This window comes from Butyrivibrio sp. AE2015, from assembly GCF_000420825.1.
Taxonomy (GTDB): domain Bacteria; phylum Bacillota; class Clostridia; order Lachnospirales; family Lachnospiraceae; genus Butyrivibrio.
Genome location: NZ_ATVR01000004.1, coordinates 150,411 through 170,806 on the forward strand (window position 1 = coordinate 150,411; position 20,396 = coordinate 170,806).

Annotated in this window: 17 protein-coding genes; 16 read left to right on the plus strand and 1 reads right to left on the minus strand. The window is 40.5% G+C overall.

The genetic code is table 11. The features are described 5' to 3' along the window. Window positions 1-156: 156 nt before the first annotated feature. The 7 genes from G585_RS0103810 to G585_RS0103840 all read left to right on the plus strand — a co-directional run bounded on the left by G585_RS0103810 (window position 157) and on the right by G585_RS0103840 (window position 8,112). Window positions 157-942 (plus strand): CheR family methyltransferase, encoded by a 786-nt coding sequence (locus tag G585_RS0103810; RefSeq protein WP_022773093.1) that lies wholly within the window; start codon window positions 157-159, stop codon window positions 940-942. 148 nt (window positions 943-1,090) lie between these two features. Then, complete coding sequence (locus G585_RS17020; protein ID WP_022773095.1) at window positions 1,091-1,480, plus strand: NusG domain II-containing protein; 390 nt, start codon at window positions 1,091-1,093, stop codon at window positions 1,478-1,480. Between the two features lie 31 nt (window positions 1,481-1,511). Next, the gene (locus G585_RS0103820; RefSeq protein WP_022773096.1) at window positions 1,512-2,006 is read left to right on the plus strand and encodes a Gx transporter family protein; all 495 of its coding nucleotides are present in this window, start codon (window positions 1,512-1,514) and stop codon (window positions 2,004-2,006) included. Window positions 2,007-2,226: 220 nt separating this feature from the next. Next, the gene (locus G585_RS0103825; RefSeq protein ID WP_022773098.1) at window positions 2,227-4,737 is read left to right on the plus strand and encodes a hypothetical protein; all 2,511 of its coding nucleotides are present in this window, start codon (window positions 2,227-2,229) and stop codon (window positions 4,735-4,737) included. A 106-nt stretch (window positions 4,738-4,843) separates the two neighbouring features. Next, window positions 4,844-6,133 (plus strand): GTP-binding protein, encoded by a 1,290-nt coding sequence (locus tag G585_RS0103830; RefSeq protein ID WP_022773099.1) that lies wholly within the window; start codon window positions 4,844-4,846, stop codon window positions 6,131-6,133. Window positions 6,134-6,153: 20 nt separating this feature from the next. Then, window positions 6,154-7,113, plus strand: a complete 960-nt coding sequence (locus tag G585_RS0103835; protein ID WP_022773101.1) for a TIGR03943 family putative permease subunit — start codon at window positions 6,154-6,156, stop codon at window positions 7,111-7,113. A gap of 21 nt (window positions 7,114-7,134) precedes the next feature. Beyond that, window positions 7,135-8,112, plus strand: a complete 978-nt coding sequence (locus G585_RS0103840) for a putative ABC transporter permease (RefSeq protein ID WP_022773102.1) — start codon at window positions 7,135-7,137, stop codon at window positions 8,110-8,112. Between the two features lie 81 nt (window positions 8,113-8,193). Here the strand turns inward: G585_RS0103840 and rpsT are convergent, their stop codons facing one another. Next, entirely contained in the window at window positions 8,194-8,457 is a 264-nt protein-coding gene (rpsT, locus tag G585_RS0103845; protein WP_022773104.1) for a 30S ribosomal protein S20, read from the minus strand. A gap of 279 nt (window positions 8,458-8,736) precedes the next feature. On the opposite strand from rpsT, the gene lepA reads away from it, so the two are divergent. The 9 genes from lepA (at window position 8,737) to G585_RS0103890 (ending at window position 20,311) form a co-directional block, all read left to right on the plus strand. Next, complete coding sequence (gene lepA / locus G585_RS0103850; protein WP_022773105.1) at window positions 8,737-10,545, plus strand: translation elongation factor 4; 1,809 nt, start codon at window positions 8,737-8,739, stop codon at window positions 10,543-10,545. 1 nt (window position 10,546) lies between these two features. Next, window positions 10,547-11,713, plus strand: a complete 1,167-nt coding sequence (gene hemW / locus G585_RS0103855; RefSeq protein WP_026663755.1) for a radical SAM family heme chaperone HemW — start codon at window positions 10,547-10,549, stop codon at window positions 11,711-11,713. Window positions 11,714-11,737: 24 nt separating this feature from the next. Beyond that, complete coding sequence (gene yfbR, locus G585_RS0103860) at window positions 11,738-12,331, plus strand: 5'-deoxynucleotidase (RefSeq protein ID WP_022773108.1); 594 nt, start codon at window positions 11,738-11,740, stop codon at window positions 12,329-12,331. Between the two features lie 73 nt (window positions 12,332-12,404). Beyond that, window positions 12,405-13,466 carry a type IV pilus twitching motility protein PilT gene (locus G585_RS0103865; RefSeq protein ID WP_022773110.1) on the plus strand — a complete coding sequence of 354 codons (1,062 nt, stop codon included), beginning with the start codon at window positions 12,405-12,407 and terminating at the stop codon, window positions 13,464-13,466. 173 nt (window positions 13,467-13,639) lie between these two features. Then, a complete protein-coding gene (locus tag G585_RS0103870) occupies window positions 13,640-15,208 on the plus strand; it encodes a YifB family Mg chelatase-like AAA ATPase (protein WP_022773111.1) in 1,569 nt (522 codons plus the stop codon). Between the two features lie 4 nt (window positions 15,209-15,212). Further along, the gene (gene dprA, locus G585_RS17025) at window positions 15,213-16,394 is read left to right on the plus strand and encodes a DNA-processing protein DprA (protein WP_196802884.1); all 1,182 of its coding nucleotides are present in this window, start codon (window positions 15,213-15,215) and stop codon (window positions 16,392-16,394) included. 218 nt (window positions 16,395-16,612) lie between these two features. Next, a complete protein-coding gene (locus tag G585_RS0103880; RefSeq protein ID WP_022773114.1) occupies window positions 16,613-17,944 on the plus strand; it encodes an extracellular solute-binding protein in 1,332 nt (443 codons plus the stop codon). A gap of 106 nt (window positions 17,945-18,050) precedes the next feature. Further along, the gene (locus G585_RS0103885; protein WP_022773116.1) at window positions 18,051-19,448 is read left to right on the plus strand and encodes a carbohydrate ABC transporter permease; all 1,398 of its coding nucleotides are present in this window, start codon (window positions 18,051-18,053) and stop codon (window positions 19,446-19,448) included. After that, complete coding sequence (locus tag G585_RS0103890; protein WP_022773117.1) at window positions 19,448-20,311, plus strand: sugar ABC transporter permease; 864 nt, start codon at window positions 19,448-19,450, stop codon at window positions 20,309-20,311. The genes G585_RS0103885 and G585_RS0103890 overlap by 1 nt, the downstream gene beginning before the upstream one ends. Window positions 20,312-20,396 lie beyond the last annotated feature (85 nt).

Genomic DNA, 20,396 nt, shown 5'->3' on the forward strand with positions numbered 1-20,396 from the left:
TTTGATTTCTTTAGAGACTGTGATGTTTATCACAGTCTCTTTTTTATTTTATTCAGGCTTTAGAATAATTTAATTTTACATAAAATTGTATCTAATATAGAATTTAATAAGAGACGTTTTAACGAACACAAATATTTGTTAGGAGGAAATCTACCTATGGAATACGATTACGAGTGGTTTAAAAAGGGTGTTTATGATTTGACCAAGATTGACCTTAACGCATATAAAGAAAAACAGATGAAGAGAAGAATTGATACTCTTATCGGAAAGTATGAGGTTAAGGGCTATGATGGTTTCCTGGCACTTATAAAGAAGGACAGAGAAGCGCTTGATTCTTTTGTTACTTACCTTACTATCAATGTTTCTGAGTTTTTCAGAAACATGGATCAGTGGAATCTTATGGATAAAGAAATGGTTCCGGAACTTATGGGTAAATTTGGTAAGAACTTAAAGATATGGAGTGCTGCTTGTTCTACAGGCGATGAGCCTTATACGATTGTTATGCTCCTTTCAAAGCATGTGCCTCTTAATCAGATCAATGTTTATGCTACAGACCTTGATGCTGTAGTTCTTGCGAAGGCTAAGGCTGCTATTTACGATAAAAAGGAAATAGCTAATGTTCCTGAGGAGTTTAAGAAGAAATACTTCACAGAGACTCCTGACGGAAAAATGAAGGTTTCAAGTGAGATCACATCAAGAGTTACATTTAAACAGGCAGATCTTTTAAGAGATCCATATCCAAAGGATTGTAACCTTATTGTATGTAGAAATGTGCTGATCTACTTCACAGAAGAAGCAAAGGATGACATTTTCAGAAAGTATTATGCCAACCTTACACCGGGAGGAATCCTCTTTATCGGAAGTACAGAGCAGATCGTAAACTATAAGGATATTGGATTTATCCGTAAGAACTCATTCTATTACGAAAAACCTAAAGCATAAAGATTCGATATTGCATACATAAATGTATAAGCTGCCCCTTGTCATACTTGCGTATGGCCAAGGGCAGCTTTTTTGACATGTGAAAAATAAATTGCTAAAGTTTAATTGTGAGAAAATATAGGGAAATTGGGCAAGTTGGGAATCTGTGATGAAAAATAAAAGCAAAATTCGCTATGACATCATACTTATAATCGGACTTTTAGTTATTACAGCTATCATAGCACTGGGGGTCAGGCTAACGGAAAAGACCGGAAAGACAGTTGTGGTATCTGTAGATGGTGTAGAAAAATATACTTTCCCTTTGGATGAAGATATTGAGTTTAAGATAGAAGGGTATGAAGGTGGGAGTAACTACCTTGTTATTAAAGACGGAGAGGCTTATCTTACTGAAGCTTCATGTCCGGATCTTTTATGTGTTCACATGGGGAAAATAAGTAGTCAGGGCCAGTCAATCATATGCCTTCCAAACAGAGTTGTTGTGGAAATAAGAGACGGCAACGAAAATGATTCAAAAGAATTCGATGCAATAGTTGGCTAAATCAGAAATTAAGTGCTGTTAGGGGATAAAGATGGATAAAACTAAAAAAATAGCTACATATGGTGTTATGGCTGCGCTTGCGATGATACTCAGTTATGTAGAAATGCAGCTTCCGGCCTTTGTAGCCATTCCTGGAGTTAAGCTGGGGCTTACTAACATAGTTGTACTTGTTGCACTTTACAAATTGGGATATAAAAGCGCCCTGTTTATCAATATTGTACGAATCATTGCAGTTTCATTATTATTTGGTACTCTTATGAGCTTTGCCTTTTCTTTTACGGGAGGAATGCTCAGTACATTAGTAATGATAATCTTAAAAAAATCTGATAAATTCAGTGCAGTTGGAGTAAGTGTGGCTGGCGGTATTACCCATAATATAGGTCAGATCCTTGCTGCGATGCTTCTTTTAAACACCAAGGCAATCATCTGGTATCTTCCGGTTCTCTGGCTTTCGGGAATCCTCAGTGGCCTCATGATAGGACTTATCGGAGCCCTGATCGTCAAAAGGATAAAATTCATACAGTAACTTTCATATGTACAACTCCTACTCCTTTATAAATGTTTTTTGTGCAAATAAAAAATGTTCTTGCATTCTGATTTGATTTGTGTATAATGTCTTCTTGTCGGCATTCAGCTGACATAAATCACGGAAATTCTTCCGGTGATTTTCCACTTTTTTTATTAACGACGCTTGCATTGGGCGTATCTGTGCCTTTTTGCGAGCAATTTCAGAAAGGGACATTGTTATGAATATTAGAGGAAAATGGGACAAACAAAACAATTCGGTTAAGCTTTTGCTAAAAAAGCTTAAGAGGCACGACACGCTTGTAGTGGCAATTGCGGTCATTATAGCGCTGGTGCTCTGCGGAGGCCTGATCTACATCAGTACTCCTGTGGCTATGGCTACAGCAAAAGAAGAGTTTGCTGAAAGCGAAAAAGAGAGCAAAGAAGCAACAAATGAAAAGCTTGATGAACTCCATGAATATCTGACAGAGCTTGATAAGAGCATAGTAGACAGTAAAAATGGTCTTGATTCTTTTTATGAGCTTACGAAAGAAGATAAGACAAATGAGCATATAACTGAGAAAGTTACTACTCTTGGCGGTAACTTAAAAGAACTCCATAGCGAGGTAGTTCAGACAGATAGCCAGATCCAGAATATGAAGGAGCTTATCGAGAAAAACGGAGGAGAAAATAAGGATAAGCTCAATCAGGAATTTAGCCAGGTTTCTGAGAGGTTTAATCAGATAGAAAATAATTATTCAAAGGCCCAGTCTGACAATAAGGAGCTTATGGACTCAATTAAAAATCTTATTAAGAGTAACGATACTAAGATGACCGGAGAAAATCTAAAGCAGTACACGGATCTGGTTACAAAGCTCTCTGATCTTGATAAGAATTTTACGACGGATATGGGCAAGTCTGTAGATCTTTTGGAGAAAAACATAAAAGAGCTTAACGAGGCCACAGAAAAGAGAATGGCAGAGATGGAAACATCCACAAAAAATAAGCTTGATGAGATGAATACCTCTACCCAAAATAAGCTTGATGAGATGAATATCTCTACCAAAAACAAACTTGATGAGATGGATACAACTACCAGGAATAAACTTGATGAGATGAATACATCTACAAATAATAAACTTGATGAGATGAATACATCCACAAATAACAAGCTGAATGAAATGAATAATTCGACGAATAATAAGCTGGACGAGATGAATGAGTCTACAAACAGCAAACTTAGTGAGATGAACGCATCTACAAACAGCAAGCTTGACGAAATTGGAAATTCTACTAACAGCAGAATTGACGAGCTGGACAAAGAAACTGGCAGCAAATTGGATGAACTTGGTAAAAACACTAATAATAAACTTGAGGCAATGGATAAAGCAACAAGCGACAGGCTTGATTCGCTGGATAAATCAACCAACAGTAAGATAGACGCAATAGGCAAGTCCACAAGCAGTAAGCTGGATGCAATGGATAAAACTACAAACAGTAAGCTTGACGGTATGAATGCGGCAACCACAAATAAATTTAAAGAGCTTAACACATCGATCAATAATAATTTTAAGAACATTACTACTACTTCTTTAAATAATACAAATGGATTAAAAAATTACATTGCCAGTGAGTTGAGTAAAACAAATGGAAAACTTGATAAGGTTTTTCAGCGTGTGAGTGATGGCAAAAAGCTTCTGGCATCCACATTACTCACTAAGGGCGTTAAAGTCAGACAGGATGCCACTTTTAAAGAACTTAGCGATGCAATAAATAGGATCCCGCAGCAAATTGTACTTGGAAATGGTGATGTGGCGGGCAAAGTAGAGTATGAATATCATTACCATAAGGATGGAAAAGAAAAAGTATGTGATGAAGAGTACGTTTCGATAGACAGAAAAGGCGGATGCTATACCATAGCGGAAACCCATAAGCATTCAGCAGGATGTTACAAAACTAATACCTCATATTATTATCTGACTGATATGGATACTGATCGTTTGCACCATGTCAGAGATACTGATACCGGAGTGCCTATATTTATGTTTCACTGTAATTATTGTGGCAGTAGCTTTGAGTCGGACGATGCCAATCATTATGAGAGAACCGGGGATGAGTCAACATATAGAAATAGAGCAAAAGGTGATGCGCATTCTGAGACCAGCAGTGAACTTATATGCAAGTACAAAGAGGGACAACTATTGGGATATCGTACATCCTGTGGATACGCTCATGGTCAGATACTAAAAGCCCATATCACCTTTGGTGAAAAATATAAAGACTATAATAGTACTGTAAATGTACCGAGCCCAAGAAATACGGATTTAAGGACATCACACATTATGATGCCAAGTCAGTCGATTGATATAGACAGTCTCATGAAAGAATTTGATATGTCTGAATATAATTCGGAGAAAGCATCCTTGGATCATTCATCAGAAAGCTCCACTGAAATGTCAGCTGCAGCAGTATCTGATGAGAGCATACTAGAATCATCAATAGATGAAGAATTACAAGAAACTGCGACTTGGGAAACAGAGAAGGACATTGATGGCAGCAATAGTGACAGCGATGGTGAATCATCTGTTCAGGCTTCATCTACAGAAAATATCATCTCTGAAGAAAGCGCTTCAAGTAACAGCTCGTTGGCAGTTATTGAGTCTGAAGGCAATAGCGAACAAGCAGAAGATATAAAGGAAAATGATTCTGCTTCTTCTGAAAGTGCCACACAGGATGGCGATGATACTATGTAATCTGGCTTGGTTACCACTTTCTTGACATTCATTTATGGGCTGCTATAGAATAGACCTTGTTGTAGTAGTTATAGCACAGATAATGAGTGTGCAGATTGGAGATATAATGACCAAGATAGATATTATTTCAGGATTTTTGGGAGCTGGTAAGACAACTCTTATAAAAAAGCTTTTAAAGGAAGCACTTGCAGGAACTAAGGTAGTTCTTATTGAAAATGAATTTGGTGAGATCGGAATTGACGGCGGATTTTTAAAGGAAGCCGGAATTGAGATCACAGAGATGAACTCAGGTTGTATCTGCTGTTCACTTGTAGGTGATTTTGAGACTTCACTTAAGCAAGTTATGGATCAGTACGCACCTGAGCGTATCCTTATCGAGCCTTCAGGTGTAGGTAAGCTTTCAGATGTTATGAGAGCTATTCAGAATATTGCAGATACTTCTGATGAGATGGAACTTAACAGCGCTGTTACTGTTGTTGATGTTTCAAAGGCAAAGGTTTATATCAAGAACTTCGGTGAGTTCTTCATTAATCAGATTGAGAATGCAGGAACAATTATTCTTACAAGAACAGACAAGGCTGATCAGAAAAAGATCGAAGAGGCAGTAGAACTTATTCGTAAGCACAACGAAAAGGCTACTATCATCACAACTCCACTTAATGAGATCACTGGAAAAGAGATCCTTGATACTTTTGAGGGCAACAATGACCTCGAGGCAGAGCTTCTAAAGATGGTAATGGAGCAGGAACAGGAGCATCATCACCACCATCATCACCATGGAAGCCACAAGACTGTTGCTGAGGATGGCTCAGTAGTTTACAGTGCACACCACGATGATGACGATGAAGATGAGTGTTGCTGCCACCATCACCACGATGATGATGAAGATGAGCACGAGTGCTGTCATCATCACCATGATCACGATGAGGAAGAGCATGAGCACCACCATCACCACGATCATGACGAGGATGAGCATGAACATGAGCACCACCATCACCACGATGATGACGAAGATGAGCATGAGGAAGTTCCGCACTCACATGGTTCGGCGGAACACGCTCACACTAGCCTCGAAGAGACCTCGGCAAGTGCTCACAGCCATCACCATCACGACGCAGCTGATGTATTTGTAAGCTGGGGAATGGAGACACCTCTTAAATATACAGAGGATGAGATAAAGGAAATGCTGGGCCAGCTTGAGGATGATGAGAGATTCGGTATTGTCCTTCGTACAAAGGGCGTTGTTCCAAGCACAGACGGATCATGGATTGAGTTTGACTATGTACCTGGTGAAGCTGATGTTCGTAAGGGAGCAGCAGATGTAACAGGTAAGTTCTGCGTAATCGGATCTGAACTTAAAGAGGAGAACCTTGAGAAGCTCTTCCGCAGACTTTGATAGATAAAAGTTAAGCGATTATGATAAGGAGAATTAATTTGAAACCAGTATATATAATCAATGGCTTTCTCGACAGTGGAAAGACAGATTTCTTCAGATATACAATTGCACAGCCTTACTTTAGAACAAAAGGCAAGACTCTTTTGATCGTCTGTGAGGATGGCGAGAATGACTACGAAGAAAAACTTCTAAAATCTACAAACACTGTTATTGAGAAAATAGAAGACGAGGAAGATTTCAATCCGGATGCACTTATAGCACTTGATGCCAAGCACAATCCTGAGAGAATCCTTGTTGAGTATAACGGAATGTGGAACTTTAAGAACTTAAAGCTCCCTGTAATGTGGAATCTTGAGCAGCAGATAACTGTAATAGACGCTTCAAGTTTTGAACTGTATTTCAACAACATGAAGTCTCTTCTTGCAGAGCAGATCAGAAACTCTGACCTTATTTTGTTCAACCGCTGCGATGGAATTGAGGACCTTGCTTCTTACAAGAGAAATGTTAAGGCGATCAACCAGAAGGCTGATATTATCTTTGAAGATAGAAATGGTGAAGTAGACGTAACTCTGGATGAGGATCTTCCTTTTGATCTTAATGCCAATCCTATCGATCTCAACAACTATGGTTATGGAATGTTCTATCTTGATGCTCTTGACCATGTTGACAGATATGAAGGCAAAACGGTCAGATTTAAAGGTATGGTGCTTAAACCAACAGAGTTCCCAAAGAACCGCTTTGTTCCGGGAAGAATGGCAATGACATGCTGCGCACAGGATATGCAGTTTTTGGGCTTTGCATGTGAGTATGACAAGGTGGCTGATCTTAATGAAAAGGATTGGGTCCTTGTTACTGCCAAGGTCGAGAAGCAGTATGTTGAGGAGTATCAGGGCGAAGGACCTGTTCTTAAGGCTATATCAGTCGAAAAGACAACAGAACCTGATAATCCGGTAATAGATTTTTCAAATCCGGAGCAATAAAAAGTTTTTGGGGGGATTCTTGTGTTTAATTACTTACCACATCAGTGGCTATTCTTATTTTATCTCTACAGCTTTTTTGGGTGGTGCTTTGAATCCACTTATGTATCTATATTAAATAAAAGATTTGTAAACAGGGGCTTTATGCGAGGCCCCTTTTTACCTTTATATGGCAGTGGTGGGATAATGATGCTTGTTGTATCAAAGCCATTTTATTCCAATATACTCCTGGTCTACCTGGCAGGATGCGTTGGTGCTACAGCCCTTGAGTACGTTGTGGGCGTTTTGATGGAACTGCTTTTTAAGGTTAGATACTGGGACTATTCGGATAAGTTCCTTAATATCAATGGGCATGTATGTCTTGAATCCACACTTGTCTGGGGATTTTTCACTGTTGTTTTCACGCATTATCTTCAGATTCCTGTGGAAAACTTCATAATGTCCATACCTTACAATTTTCTCACTATCTTTACGATGGTGCTAACTGTTTATGTGAGCTGTGATTTTATGGTGGCGTTTAAGACAGCTATAGATCTTAGAGATTTCCTTGTTTATATGGAAAAAGCTAAAGAAGAAATGGGAAAAATGCAGAAGAGACTCGATGTTATCATTGCCTTTAAGGGCGAGGATGTTCGTGAGACCATTGGTCAGAGAGTAGATGGCATAAGCTCAGGAATTGGTAGTAGAGTAGAAGTTTTGAGCTCTGGAATTGGCAGCAGAGTAGATGTACTTAGTGGAAAATTGGAAAAAACTTTCGCTGGATTAAAGGAAAAGCTCTATCATGACCCTACTCCAAGCATGTTAAATGTAAGGGAAGAGGTTGGCGAAATGTATGCAAAGTACCGTATCCTTATGGACAGGCTTGCTCCAAAGCCAATAAGAGGCTTCTTTGAATGGTATAGAAACAGGACTATTCTTGGTAACCCCGGAATGGTTTCAGGTAAGTTCAAGACTAGCTTGGAAGAGATAAAAGAAAAAGCTGCAAGCTTTAGAAAGAAATGATCAATAGAAAAGTAAAAAAATAAAACCACATGTCGGTGAGAAGACATGTGGTTTTTAATTTATATATTCTTATAAAAAAGATTAAGCCATCTTGTTTACAGCCTGAGCAAGACGAGAAACTTTTCTTGATGCTGTGTTCTTCTTGAATACACCCTTTGACTCAGCCTTGTCAATTGCAGATGTAGCGTTAAGAAGTGCCTTAGCAGCCTCGTCCTTGTTGCCAGCTTCGATAGCAGCACGAACCTTCTTGATCTCTGTCTTTACAGCTGATTTGATGATCTGATTTCTCTCAGCCTTTTTCTTATTAACTAAAACTCTCTTCTTGGCGGATTTAATATTTGCCATAATTACCTCCGAATATTATAACTATTTGTATTTTTAGTGATGATAATGACTGAGGCTAGACACGGAAAGCCTTTTGTCACATACTCTAGAATATATTAGATGAAATATCGCAAACTGTCAATAGATTTTTGGTTTTAAGAGTTTTTTCGAGGACCGAATTGTGGTATATTATGATGACAGGGTCGAAAGTTATTTATGACGGAGCAATTCGTGTCATCAGTTAGGGGCAAGATTTACTTTGGCCCTTTCATTATCTAATTTTAGAAAGAGGATTTTTGCGTGGATCAGAGTAAGATTAGGAATTTTTGTATAGTAGCACATATAGACCATGGTAAGTCAACTCTTGCTGACAGAATGATCGAGAAAACCGGCGTTCTTACCAGCAGAGAAATGCAGAACCAGGTCCTTGATAATATGGATATAGAGCGTGAGAGAGGAATCACTATCAAGTCTCAGGCTGTCAGAATGATTTATAAGGCAAAAGATGGTGAGGAATACACCTTTAACATGATAGACACTCCGGGCCATGTAGACTTTGGATATGAAGTATCCAGAAGTCTTGCAGCCTGTGATGGTGCTATTTTGGTAGTCGATGCAACACAGGGAGTTGAAGCCCAGACACTTGCTAACGTGTATATGGCACTTGATCATGACCTTGATGTTTTCCCCGTAATTAATAAAATTGACCTTCCAAGTGCACAGCCGCAGGAGGTTAAGGACGAAATAGAGGATGTTATTGGAATTGAGGCGCAGGATGCACCTCTTATTTCAGCTAAAAACGGAATTGGAATAGAGGATGTATTAGAGGCGGTTGTTCACAAGATTCCTGCTCCCAATGGTGATTCCACCAAGCCATTGACAGCTCTTATCTTTGACAGTATCTATGACTCCTACAGAGGCGTTATCGTATTTATCCGAGTAAGAGATGGTGTTATCAAAAAAGGCATGAAGGTGAAGTTCATGGCAACAGGTGCTGAGGCCGAGGTTGTAGAAGTAGGATATTTTGGCCCCGGAAGATTTATTGCCAGCGATGAGCTTACTGCCGGAGATGTAGGTTACTTTACTGCATCAATTAAGAATATTCAGGATACACGTGTTGGTGATACAGTTACTGATTTTGTAAGTCCATGTGCAGAGGCACTTCCCGGATACAAAAAGGTTATGCCTATGGTTTACTGCGGACTTTATCCTGCAGATTCTGCGCACTATTCCGACCTTCGTGATGCCCTTGAAAAGCTTCAGCTTAATGATGCATCTCTTTTCTACGAACCTGAAACATCTCAGGCTCTTGGATTTGGCTTCAGAGCAGGCTTTTTGGGACTCCTTCATTTGGAAGTTATTCAGGAAAGACTTGAAAGAGAGTATGATCTGAATCTTGTAACTACTGCCCCCGGCGTTGTTTACAAGGTCCATAAGACAGATGGAACAGTATTTGACCTTACTAACCCTACTAATCTTCCTGATCCATCTGAAATAGAATATATGGAAGAGCCTATCGTAAATGGCGAGATCATGGTTACAACTGATTACGTGGGCGCTATCATGCAGCTTTGCCAGGAAAGACGTGGTAAGTACCTTAGTACTGATTACATTGAACAGACAAGGGCAATCCTTAAGTATGAGCTTCCACTTAACGAAATCATCTATGATTTCTTTGACGCCCTTAAGTCAAGATCAAGAGGATATGCATCTTTTGACTATGAACTTAAAGGTTACGAGAGGTCTGAACTTGTTAAGCTCGATATTCTGATTAACAGAGAAGAGGTCGATGCACTTTCATTTATTGTCCACAAAGACGGAGCCTATGAGAGAGGCCGTAAGATGTGCGAGAAGCTTAAAGAGGAGATTCCAAGGCATCTGTTCGAGATACCTATTCAGGCGGCTGTCGGTGGAAAGATAATCGCAAGAGAAACAGTTAAGGCTTATCGCAAGGACGTTCTTGCCAAGTGCTATGGCGGTGATATAACACGTAAAAAGAAACTTCTTGAGAAGCAGAAGGAAGGTAAGAGAAAAATGCGCCAGATTGGTAATGTTGAAGTGCCACAGGCAGCTTTCCTTTCAGTTCTTAAGCTTGATAATACCGATTAAGATGAAAAATAATCTATCACTATATGTTCATATTCCTTTTTGTGTAAAAAAGTGCCTGTACTGCGACTTTTTATCTTTTCCTGCAAATGACGATCTGATAAAAAGCTACTTTGAGGCACTTAGGAGGGAAATTGCTATTTCTTCACCGGAATTTGTGGATTACGATGTCAGATCCATATTTTTTGGTGGAGGAACACCTTCGTTTGTTGATGCAAAAGAGATATGTGACACGCAGCGCCTTTTGAAACAACGCTTTAATGTGTCCGCGGACGCAGAAATAAGTATTGAAGCCAATCCTGCTTCTGCAATGAGGGAAAAGCTCTTTTCATACAGGGAGGCTGGATTTAACAGGCTTAGCATTGGAGCTCAGTCGCTGAATGATGATGAACTACAAAAACTCGGAAGAGCCCATGACAGCAGGATGTTCTTTGAGACCTATGATAATGCAAGGAGCGTCGGCTTTGACAATATCAACATAGATATTATGAGCGCACTTCCTGACCAGAGCCTTGAATCATACCTTGATACAGTAAAAAAAGTGATCAGTTTAAAACCTGAGCATATTTCAGCTTACAGTCTGATAGTGGAAGAAGGGACTCCCTTTTATGATATGGAGCTCAGTCTTCCATCTGAAGAACTGGACAGGGAAATGTACCATGAGACAAAGAGTCTTTTGGCTGAAAATGGATACCACAGGTATGAGATATCCAACTATGCTATAAGTGAAAAGACAGAGTGTTTTCACAATAAGGTTTATTGGAAACGCGGTAACTACCTTGGGTTAGGCCTTGGAGCTTCCTCCATGATAAAAAACACCAGGTGGAATAATATTACTGACATGGGGCAGTATCAAAGGGCCTTTGAGAGTGATGCTGTTTTGAATTATAAGGAGAATATGCAGGCACTCTCTAAAGAGGAACAGATGGAAGAGTTCATGTTCCTGGGACTAAGGCTTGTTGAAGGCGTTGACGTTGGCTGTTTCAGAGACTGTTTTGAGCGCGACATTAATGATGTGTATTCTGAAACGATTGAAAAGTATATCGGGATGGGACTATTGGAAACATATGATTCTCTTAATGAGGATGGAAACATGGCCCATAAACTGCGTTTGACTGACAGGGGACTTGACGTAAGCAATACAGTAATGGCTGATTTTTTACTGACTTAATTTTTTTTAGAGGAGAATGTGGGGATGAATTACAATTTTTTTGCACTTATTTCCAGAATGAAATACATTGACAGATGGGCACTTATGCGAAATACAAGGGCAGAAAATCTCTGTGAGCATTCAATGGAGGTTGCAATTATAGCCCATGCTCTTTGCACCATTGGAAATGTACGTTACGGCAGGAATCTTGATGCTGACAAGGCTGCACTTATTGGCCTTTACCATGATGCGTCAGAAATCATTACAGGTGATATGCCTACTCCTGTAAAATATTTTAATGCAGATCTTAAAACTGCCTATAAGCAGGTGGAGACCATAGCAGATAATAAGCTTTTGGAAAAGCTTCCGGAAGATTTGAGACCTGTGTACGAAGAAATCTTCAAATCTTCTGAAGATGAAAATGAAGTTTATATGAGAAAGCTTGTAAAGGCAGCAGATAAGTTGTCTGCTCTTATCAAGTGTATAAATGAATTAAATGCAGGTAACAGCGAATTCAGGACTGCAAAAGAGAGTACCGGCAAAGCAATAAGAAGCTTATACCAGGAGCTTCCTGAGGTTTTGGATTTTGTAAATGAGTTTTTGGCTTCATATGGAAGTACGCTTGATGAACTCACATGATATGGATATTAATTGCTTTTTAGTTTAATTAGATTCATAATTATAGACATAACAATAATGAGGGGCTTTTTATATGTCAAAAATTGAGGATATCTTAAGAGAAGCAAAGGAAAATGGTGCATCTGACGTACATATTACTGTAGGTCTTCCTCCTAAGATGCGATTAAATGGCAAGCTTATCGCAATGGACAATTACGATAAGATGATGCCTGCAGATACTAAGCTTATTGCTGACGAAGTGATGAATGACAAGCAAAAAGAAAAGCTTGAAGAAAATGGTCAGCACGACATGTCTTTTTCTATTCCGGGAATAGGACGTTACCGTCTAAATATTTTCAAACAGCGTGGTTCCATAGCTATGGCCTTTAGAGTTGTTGCGACTCAGATCCCCACAGCAGAGAGCCTTGGCATACCGGAAACAGTGGTAGACCTCTATCAGAAACAAAGAGGCCTTGTTCTTGTAACTGGCCCAACAGGAAGCGGTAAATCAACTACATTGGCTTCTATCATTGATATGATCAACAACAACAGAGAGGCGCATGTTATCACTCTTGAGGATCCTATTGAGTTTACCTATCAGCACAGAATGTCAATTGTAAACCAGAGAGAAATCGGAACTGATTCAAACAGCTATGCCAACGCACTTAGGGCAGCTCTTCGAGAAGATCCTGACGTAATCCTTGTGGGAGAGATGCGTGATCTTGAGACCATAAGCACTGCCATAACTGCAGCTGAGACCGGACATCTTGTGCTTTCAACAGTACATACTATAGGTGCTTCAAATACAGTGGACAGGCTCATCGATGTATTCCCTTCTCATCAGCAGCAACAGATACGAATTCAGCTGGCAGGAGTTTTAGAAGCCGTTATTTCCCAGCAGCTGATTCCTTCAACTGATGGTGTTTCACGTTCTGCAGCCTTTGAAGTTCTCCACGTAAACAGCGCTGTCAGAAACCTCATCCGCGAAGGAAAGTCCCATCAGCTCATAACTTACATGCAAACATACCGCAAGCAGGGTATGATGACCATGGATGACGCTATTCTTGAACTCTACCGCGCTCAAAAGATATCCCGCGAGAGTGCTCTTCAATTTGCTCAGGACCCTGACACCATGCAAAACAAAATGCTAAGATAAGAAATTGGCTACGTATGTAGCCATTTTTTTGCGTAGATTTTTGACTTGCACGAGGGGAGTTTTTGTTGTATAGTATGCAAGTTGGTTTAAATTGTTAATGCTCATTAGAGGTTTGCAAAGTTCTTTTGCAGACTGATTACCCATATTTAATTTAATAGTAAGAGAGGAAGTTTATGTTTAGTACAGTTACTTCGGGAGCTGTCAGGGGCATTTTGTCTTACCTTATTGAGGTTGAGGTGGATGTTTCGACGGGACTCCCTGGTTTTAGCATGGTCGGCTTTATGAGCGGCGATGTAAGAGAAGCTGGTGACAGAGTTAAGGTGGCGCTTAAAAATATAGGTGTGAAGATACCGGCTTCTAAGATCACGGTCAACCTGTCGCCTGCAGATATCAGAAAAGAAGGCATTGTGATAGATCTTCCAATGGCTGTTGCGATACTTATTGCCATGGGCGAGCTGGAAGAGAAATGTGTTAAGGATATGGTTATTTTAGGGGAACTTGGACTTGATGGAGAAGTTAAGCCGGTGAAGGGAATTCTTCCAATCGTTACTAAGGCCAAAGAGATGGGCATAAAGACAGTTCTTTTGCCCAAAGAAAATGCAATGGAGGGGGCAGTTGTCGATAATATCAGGATCATTGGAGTAGGGTCACTTCAGGAAGCAATCTGTTATCTTGCTGCGCCTGGAAACGACAGAGATGGTCTCATAAAGCCCACAACTGTGAATGTCAGAGAAATATTTGAAAGGGATTTAGGCAGAGAAGAAGACCTTGATTTTGCAGATATCAACGGTCAGGCTGCGGTTAAAAGAGCAGTAGAGGTTGCGGCAGCGGGCTTTCATCATCTACTCCTTGTGGGACCGCCGGGATCAGGAAAGAGTATGGTGGCCAAAAGAATCCCCTCCATAATGCCAAAGCTTTCTTTGGAGGAGAGCCTTGAAGTGTCAACAATCTATTCGGTTGCCGGAGAACTTGAGGAAAATCAGGCACTTATAACCAGAAGGCCCTTTATGAGTCCCCATCACTCCATAACTGAGACGGCTCTTACGGGAGGGGGCAATGTGCCACGCCCCGGCGTAATATCCCTGGCCCATCGAGGAATTCTGTTTCTTGATGAAATGGCAGAATTTCCAAGGGCTAAGCTTGATATGCTGCGCCAGCCAATGGAGGATAAGTTTATACATATAGCAAGAAGCAGAGGAACTTTTTCCTATCCTGCGGATTTTCAATTAGTTGGGGCTCTGAATCCTTGCCCCTGCGGGTATTATCCGGACAGAAACAAGTGTAAATGCACATCTAACGAGATCAAAAGATATCTTGGCCATATTTCAGGACCAATTCTTGACAGGATCGATATATGCGTAGAAGCGCCAAGGGTAGATATATCCGATCTTTCTCAGAAATCCAGAAGTTTAAATGAATCAAGTGAAACCATAAGGCAAAGGGTGATGGCGGCCAGAAAAAGACAGGAAGAGCGATTTAGGGGAACAAATCTTAAGTTCAATTCTGAAATGTCACCCGGAGACATCCAAAAGTATTGTCCACTTGGGAATATTGAACAGTCGTATCTTGAGAGCGTCTTTTCAAAGATGGAGCTGAGCGCCAGAGCCTATCACAAAATACTTAGGATCGCCAGAACCATTGCGGATCTTGAAAACAGCGAAAAGATAACAAGGCTGCATATTATGGAGGCAGTAAGCTATCGAATGACAGATGGCAAATACTGGAGCCAAAGAGAGGAGTGAGCTAATGACAGAAAACGAATATGCCTATTTTTTATACAACATCCCGGGACTTGGGAATAAAGGTATTTATAGTATTTTGGGGACTGGTGTTACCTGCAGGGATATTTTTAACATGGATGAAAAGAATTTGAGTCTCCTCGTAAAAGAAAAGACTTCAAAAATAAAGCCTGCAAAAGAAATAATCGAAAGAAGAAAAAACTGGAATTTTGAAAAAGAGTCAGAAAAACTAAGAGCCCAGGGGATAAGGTTTATTTCTGCCTGCTCTGATGAGTTTCCGGAGCGATTAAGGCATATCCCTGATCCGCCATTTGCAATCTATGTAAAGGGAAGGCTTCCAAAACCGGAGATCCCTTCAGTATCTATTGTTGGGGCACGTATGTGCTCTGATTATGGGAGGTTTATGTCAAGAGAATTCGGTAAGGGACTTGCACTTGCAGGAGTTCAGGTTATAAGCGGAATGGCAAGAGGAGTCGATGGCATAAGCCAGAAGGCGGCAATCGAGGCGGGAGGAAGTTCCTTCGGGATTTTGGGCTGCGGTGTAGACATTTGTTACCCGGAAGAAAACAGGGATATATATAGCAGAATATGCGTAAATGGCGGCCTGATTTCAGAGTATCATCCCGGTACTGAGCCAAAACCTAATCTTTTTCCTATGCGCAACAGGATCATAAGCGCGCTGGCCGATATAGTGCTTGTGGTTGAGGCCAGGCAGAAGTCCGGAACTCAGATAACTGTGGACCAGGCTCTTGAGCAGGGAAAAGAGGTCCTGGCAGTTCCCGGAAGAGTCACTGACAGATTAAGCGATGGCTGCAACTTTTTGATCAGTCAGGGAGCAGGAGTTGCTCTTTCTGTGGGAGACGTTCTGGACAGACTTTGGAGTGGCGACAGGATCAAAGATAAAAATGCAGATGAAACCGAAGAAAAAAGCATTGTTTGTGGTGAAAAGTGTAGGAATGATCAGAATGATAATGAGGATGACTTTGGATTGGAAGAGCCAAGATCAATAGAAGATGAGATCGTCGATGTTGTGGATATCATCCCTGTTTCCGCTTCATCTATCATGGAGAGATTGTATGAAAAAGAAATTACCATTTCCGTTCCGGAACTTATGGGGAAACTAATGGATCTGACTTATAAAGGATTGATCATCCAGGACGGCGTTTATTACAGAAAACGCATAGGATGAGCTTTTGTGGCACCGATTGCGCAAAACGTTTCCGGCAACGATGCCGAAAACGTTTCCGATGAAAAAGTCAATGTGCAATCTGTATAAAAGTGTAAACGTTTTATCATAAAAAATGCTTTATTGACAAAAAAGTGCACAAGACCTAAACTTTTTTACAGAGCAACCGATTGCGCGATAGTGTGCAATGTGGAAAGGTACGAAAAAACGGAGGGATAAAAATGAAAAAGAAATTGGTTTCTGTTTTATTGTCAGCAGCAATGGGCGCTACACTCCTTGTTGGATGTGGACAGCAGGCTGCTGAGACTGCAACTGAAACAGCTCAGGAAACAGCTGAGACTGTAACCGAAGCAGCTCAGGAGGCAACTGAGGCTCCTGCGGAAGCTGCAGAAGAGATTACAGATTATGGCACAGGCGAAGTTAAGGTTTGGGTTGCTGATGCTGTAGTTGATTTTACAAATCAGCAGATCGCTAAATTCCAGGAAGCACACCCTGAAATGTCAGGTTACACATTCACAGTTGAGGCAACTGGTGAAGGTGATGCTGCCGGAAACATGATTACAGACGTTGAGGCTGGTGCTGATGTATATGTATTTGCACAGGATCAGATCGCAAGACTTGTTTCTGCAGGTGCTCTTGAAGAGGTTGAGCCAGCTAACGCAGAGATGGTTAAGGCTCAGAACGATGCAGGTGCTGTTGGCGCTGCTACAGTAGGTAACACACTTTATGCTTATCCTCTTACATCAGATAACGGATATTTCCTTTACTATGATAAGAGTGTTGTAACAGATCCTTCTTCTCTTGAGAAGATCGTTGCAGATTGCGAAGCAGCAGGAAAGAACTTCTACTTCGAGATCAACTCAGGTTGGTATCAGACAGCATTCTTCTTCGGAACAGGTGCAGAGCTTACTTATGACACAGATGATGCTGGTAACTTCACAAAGTGCAATTCAACATATGCAAGTGATGCAGGTGTAGTTGCTCTTAAAGAGATCATTGAACTTGCTCAGTCAAAGTCATTCCAGAATGGTTCATCAGTTTCTAACGCAACAAACTGCGCAGCAATCGTTGATGGAACATGGGATTCAGAGGCAGCTAAGGCTATGTTTGGTGACAACTATGCATGTGCTAAGCTTCCTTCATTCGAAGGTTCTGATGGAAAGACATATCAGATGAGCGGCTTCGGTGGATTCAAGCTTCTTGGTGTTAAGCCTCAGGAAGATGAGCTTAAGCTTGCTGTATGTGATGCTCTTGCTGCATACCTTTCAAGCGAGGAAGTTCAGCTTGCAAGATTTGAAGCAGTAGGCTGGGGTCCTTCAAACTTAAATGCACAGCAGTCTGATGCAGTTAAGGCTGACGAAGCTCTTTCAGCTCTTGCTGATCAGCTTCAGTACACAATTCCTCAGGGTCAGTATCCTGGTGATTACTGGTCACTTGCTACATCACTTGGTGATTCTGTGATTTCTGGTGAGATTGCAGCAACTGCAAGCGATGAGGATGTATTAAAGGCTCTTACAGATTTCCAGACAACTTGCGAAAGCTATGCAAAATAATTAGCTGAAAATTGCATTAAAGCTATGATTTCAAGGCTCGGAATACCTATTATTCCGAGCCTATATTTTCAGTAGAGCACTTAAAGTTAAGAAGGGAGGTCCAGGCATGGCAGGAAGTACTGGAAAAAAGAAAACTAAAAACGTGGGCTCTGGTCTTGAATCTGTTAAGCAGGTATTTAAGAATATTGGGGTGACATTTGTTGAGGGGGATTTTAAGACCAAATTATCATATTTGATCTTTGGTTTTGGTCCTATGCTTAGGGGACAAATTCTTATAGGAGCAGTACTTCTTTTACTGGAAGTTCTATTTTTCTGGTACATGACCGGATTTGGCTGGCAGTACCTTTCTAAAATTTCAACTCTTGGAACAGTGGCAACTCAGAAAGTAGGAAGAAAGACTGTTTATGGTGATAACAGCTTCCTTATCCTTTTGTTCGGTGTACTTAGTGCATTCGCAGTAATTGCGTTTTTTGTAGTGTGGTATCTGAACATCAGAGAAAACAGAAAAGAAGAGATGCTGCTTAAGGCAGGAAAAAAGCTTCCTTCAAACAAGGATACATTCTTATCTCTTTTTGATAAGAACTTTGATAAGACACTTCTTTTCTTACCTGTTACAGGAATATTTGTATTCACGGTTTTGCCTATCGTTTTCATGATATGTGTCGCTTTTACAAATTACGATGCAAATCATCAGGCACCATCCAATCTTTTTACATGGGTTGGACTTGAAAACTTTAAAAACCTTGTTTCATTCGGAACAGAGGGCTTTGGACCCACATTTTTACAGGTTCTTTTGTGGACACTTTTGTGGGCTTTTCTTGCTACATTTATAGACTATTTCCTTGGCCTTGGAGTAGCAATTCTTATCAATAAAAAAGGAGTCAGATTCAAAAAGCTCTGGAGAACCATCCTGGTTATGACAATTGCGGTTCCTCAGTTCGTATCACTTCTTTATATCATGAAAATGTTCGCTAATGACGGACTTATCAATGGATACCTTATAAAGTGGGGCATCATTAAAACAGCTATTCCTTTCTGGACTGATCCCTTACTTGCCAAGATAACGATCATTGTTGTCAATATCTGGATTGGTATTCCATATCTTATGCTGATTGCAACGGGACTGCTCATGAACATTCCTGAGGACCTTTACGAAAGTGCCAGAATTGATGGTGCAAACGGATGGCAGATGTTTAAGAGTATCACCCTTCCATATATGTTATTTGTGACAGGACCATTTATCCTGACTCAGTTTACCGGAAACCTCAATAATTTTAATGTTATTTACCTTTTGACTCAGGGTAAACCTCAGTCAATGAATCTTGCCGGCAATGCCGGAAACACAGACCTTTTGGTAACGTGGCTTTACAAGATGACTGTAAATGACACTAACTACAAGATGGCAGCAGTAATAGGTATCATGGTATTTATTGTAACTGCTATATTCGCACTTGGCGTATATGGTCTGCTTCCATCAGTAAAGGATGAGGAGGGCTTCCAATAATGAATAAATCATATAAAACAAAAAGAGCAATAGGAAATGTGATCGCATATATTGTTCTTATACTCATCAGTATTATTTGGCTGTTCCCTTTTGTGGGACTTGTTCTTCAGAGTTTTAGATCATATGCAACAGAATATGGCGGAATGGTAGATTACCTTCTTCCAAAAGCTTTTTCACTTGATAATTACAAGTTCCTGTTTTCTGGTGAGACCAACTATGTAAGATGGTATAGCAACACTCTTATAATCGCCTTTTTTGTTACTGCTTTCCAGACTGCCATCATACTCTGTGTAAGCTATGCACTTTCAAGAATGAGATTTGCAGGAAGAGAACTTCTTATGCGCTTCTGGCTTATTTTAGGTCTTTTCCCAGGATTCCTTACTATGATCTGTCTGTACTTCCTTTTAAAACAGTTCGGACTTACTCAGGCAGGTGCTATCCCAGGACTTATCCTTGTATCAGTAGCAAGCTCAGGTATGGGCTACTACGTATGTAAAGGATATTTTGACACAATCCCTAAGGCTCTTGATGAAGCAGCAAGAATCGACGGCGCTACAAGAGCAAGAATATTCTTAACAATGATCATTCCTATGTCAAAGCCTATCATCATTTACACAGCACTTGTTGCCTTCATGGCACCATGGTGTGACTATGTATTTGCTTCTTATGTTGCTTTTGGCCACGATCAAAGTTACAATGTAGCGGTTGCCATGACCAGATGGGTATGGACAAACGACTACCAGGGCTACTTTACAAGGTTCTGTGCAGGCGGCGTTCTCATTGCCATTCCTGTAACATTACTGTTCATGTTCCTTCAGAAATATTACGTTGAAGGTGTAACCGGTGGAGCAGTGAAGGGCTGATTTTACTAGATTTTTAAAGCGCAAGCGCATAAAAATCTTAGTAAAATCGTGTTAAGGCTCACATGCTTGCATGTGAGAGCTTAAC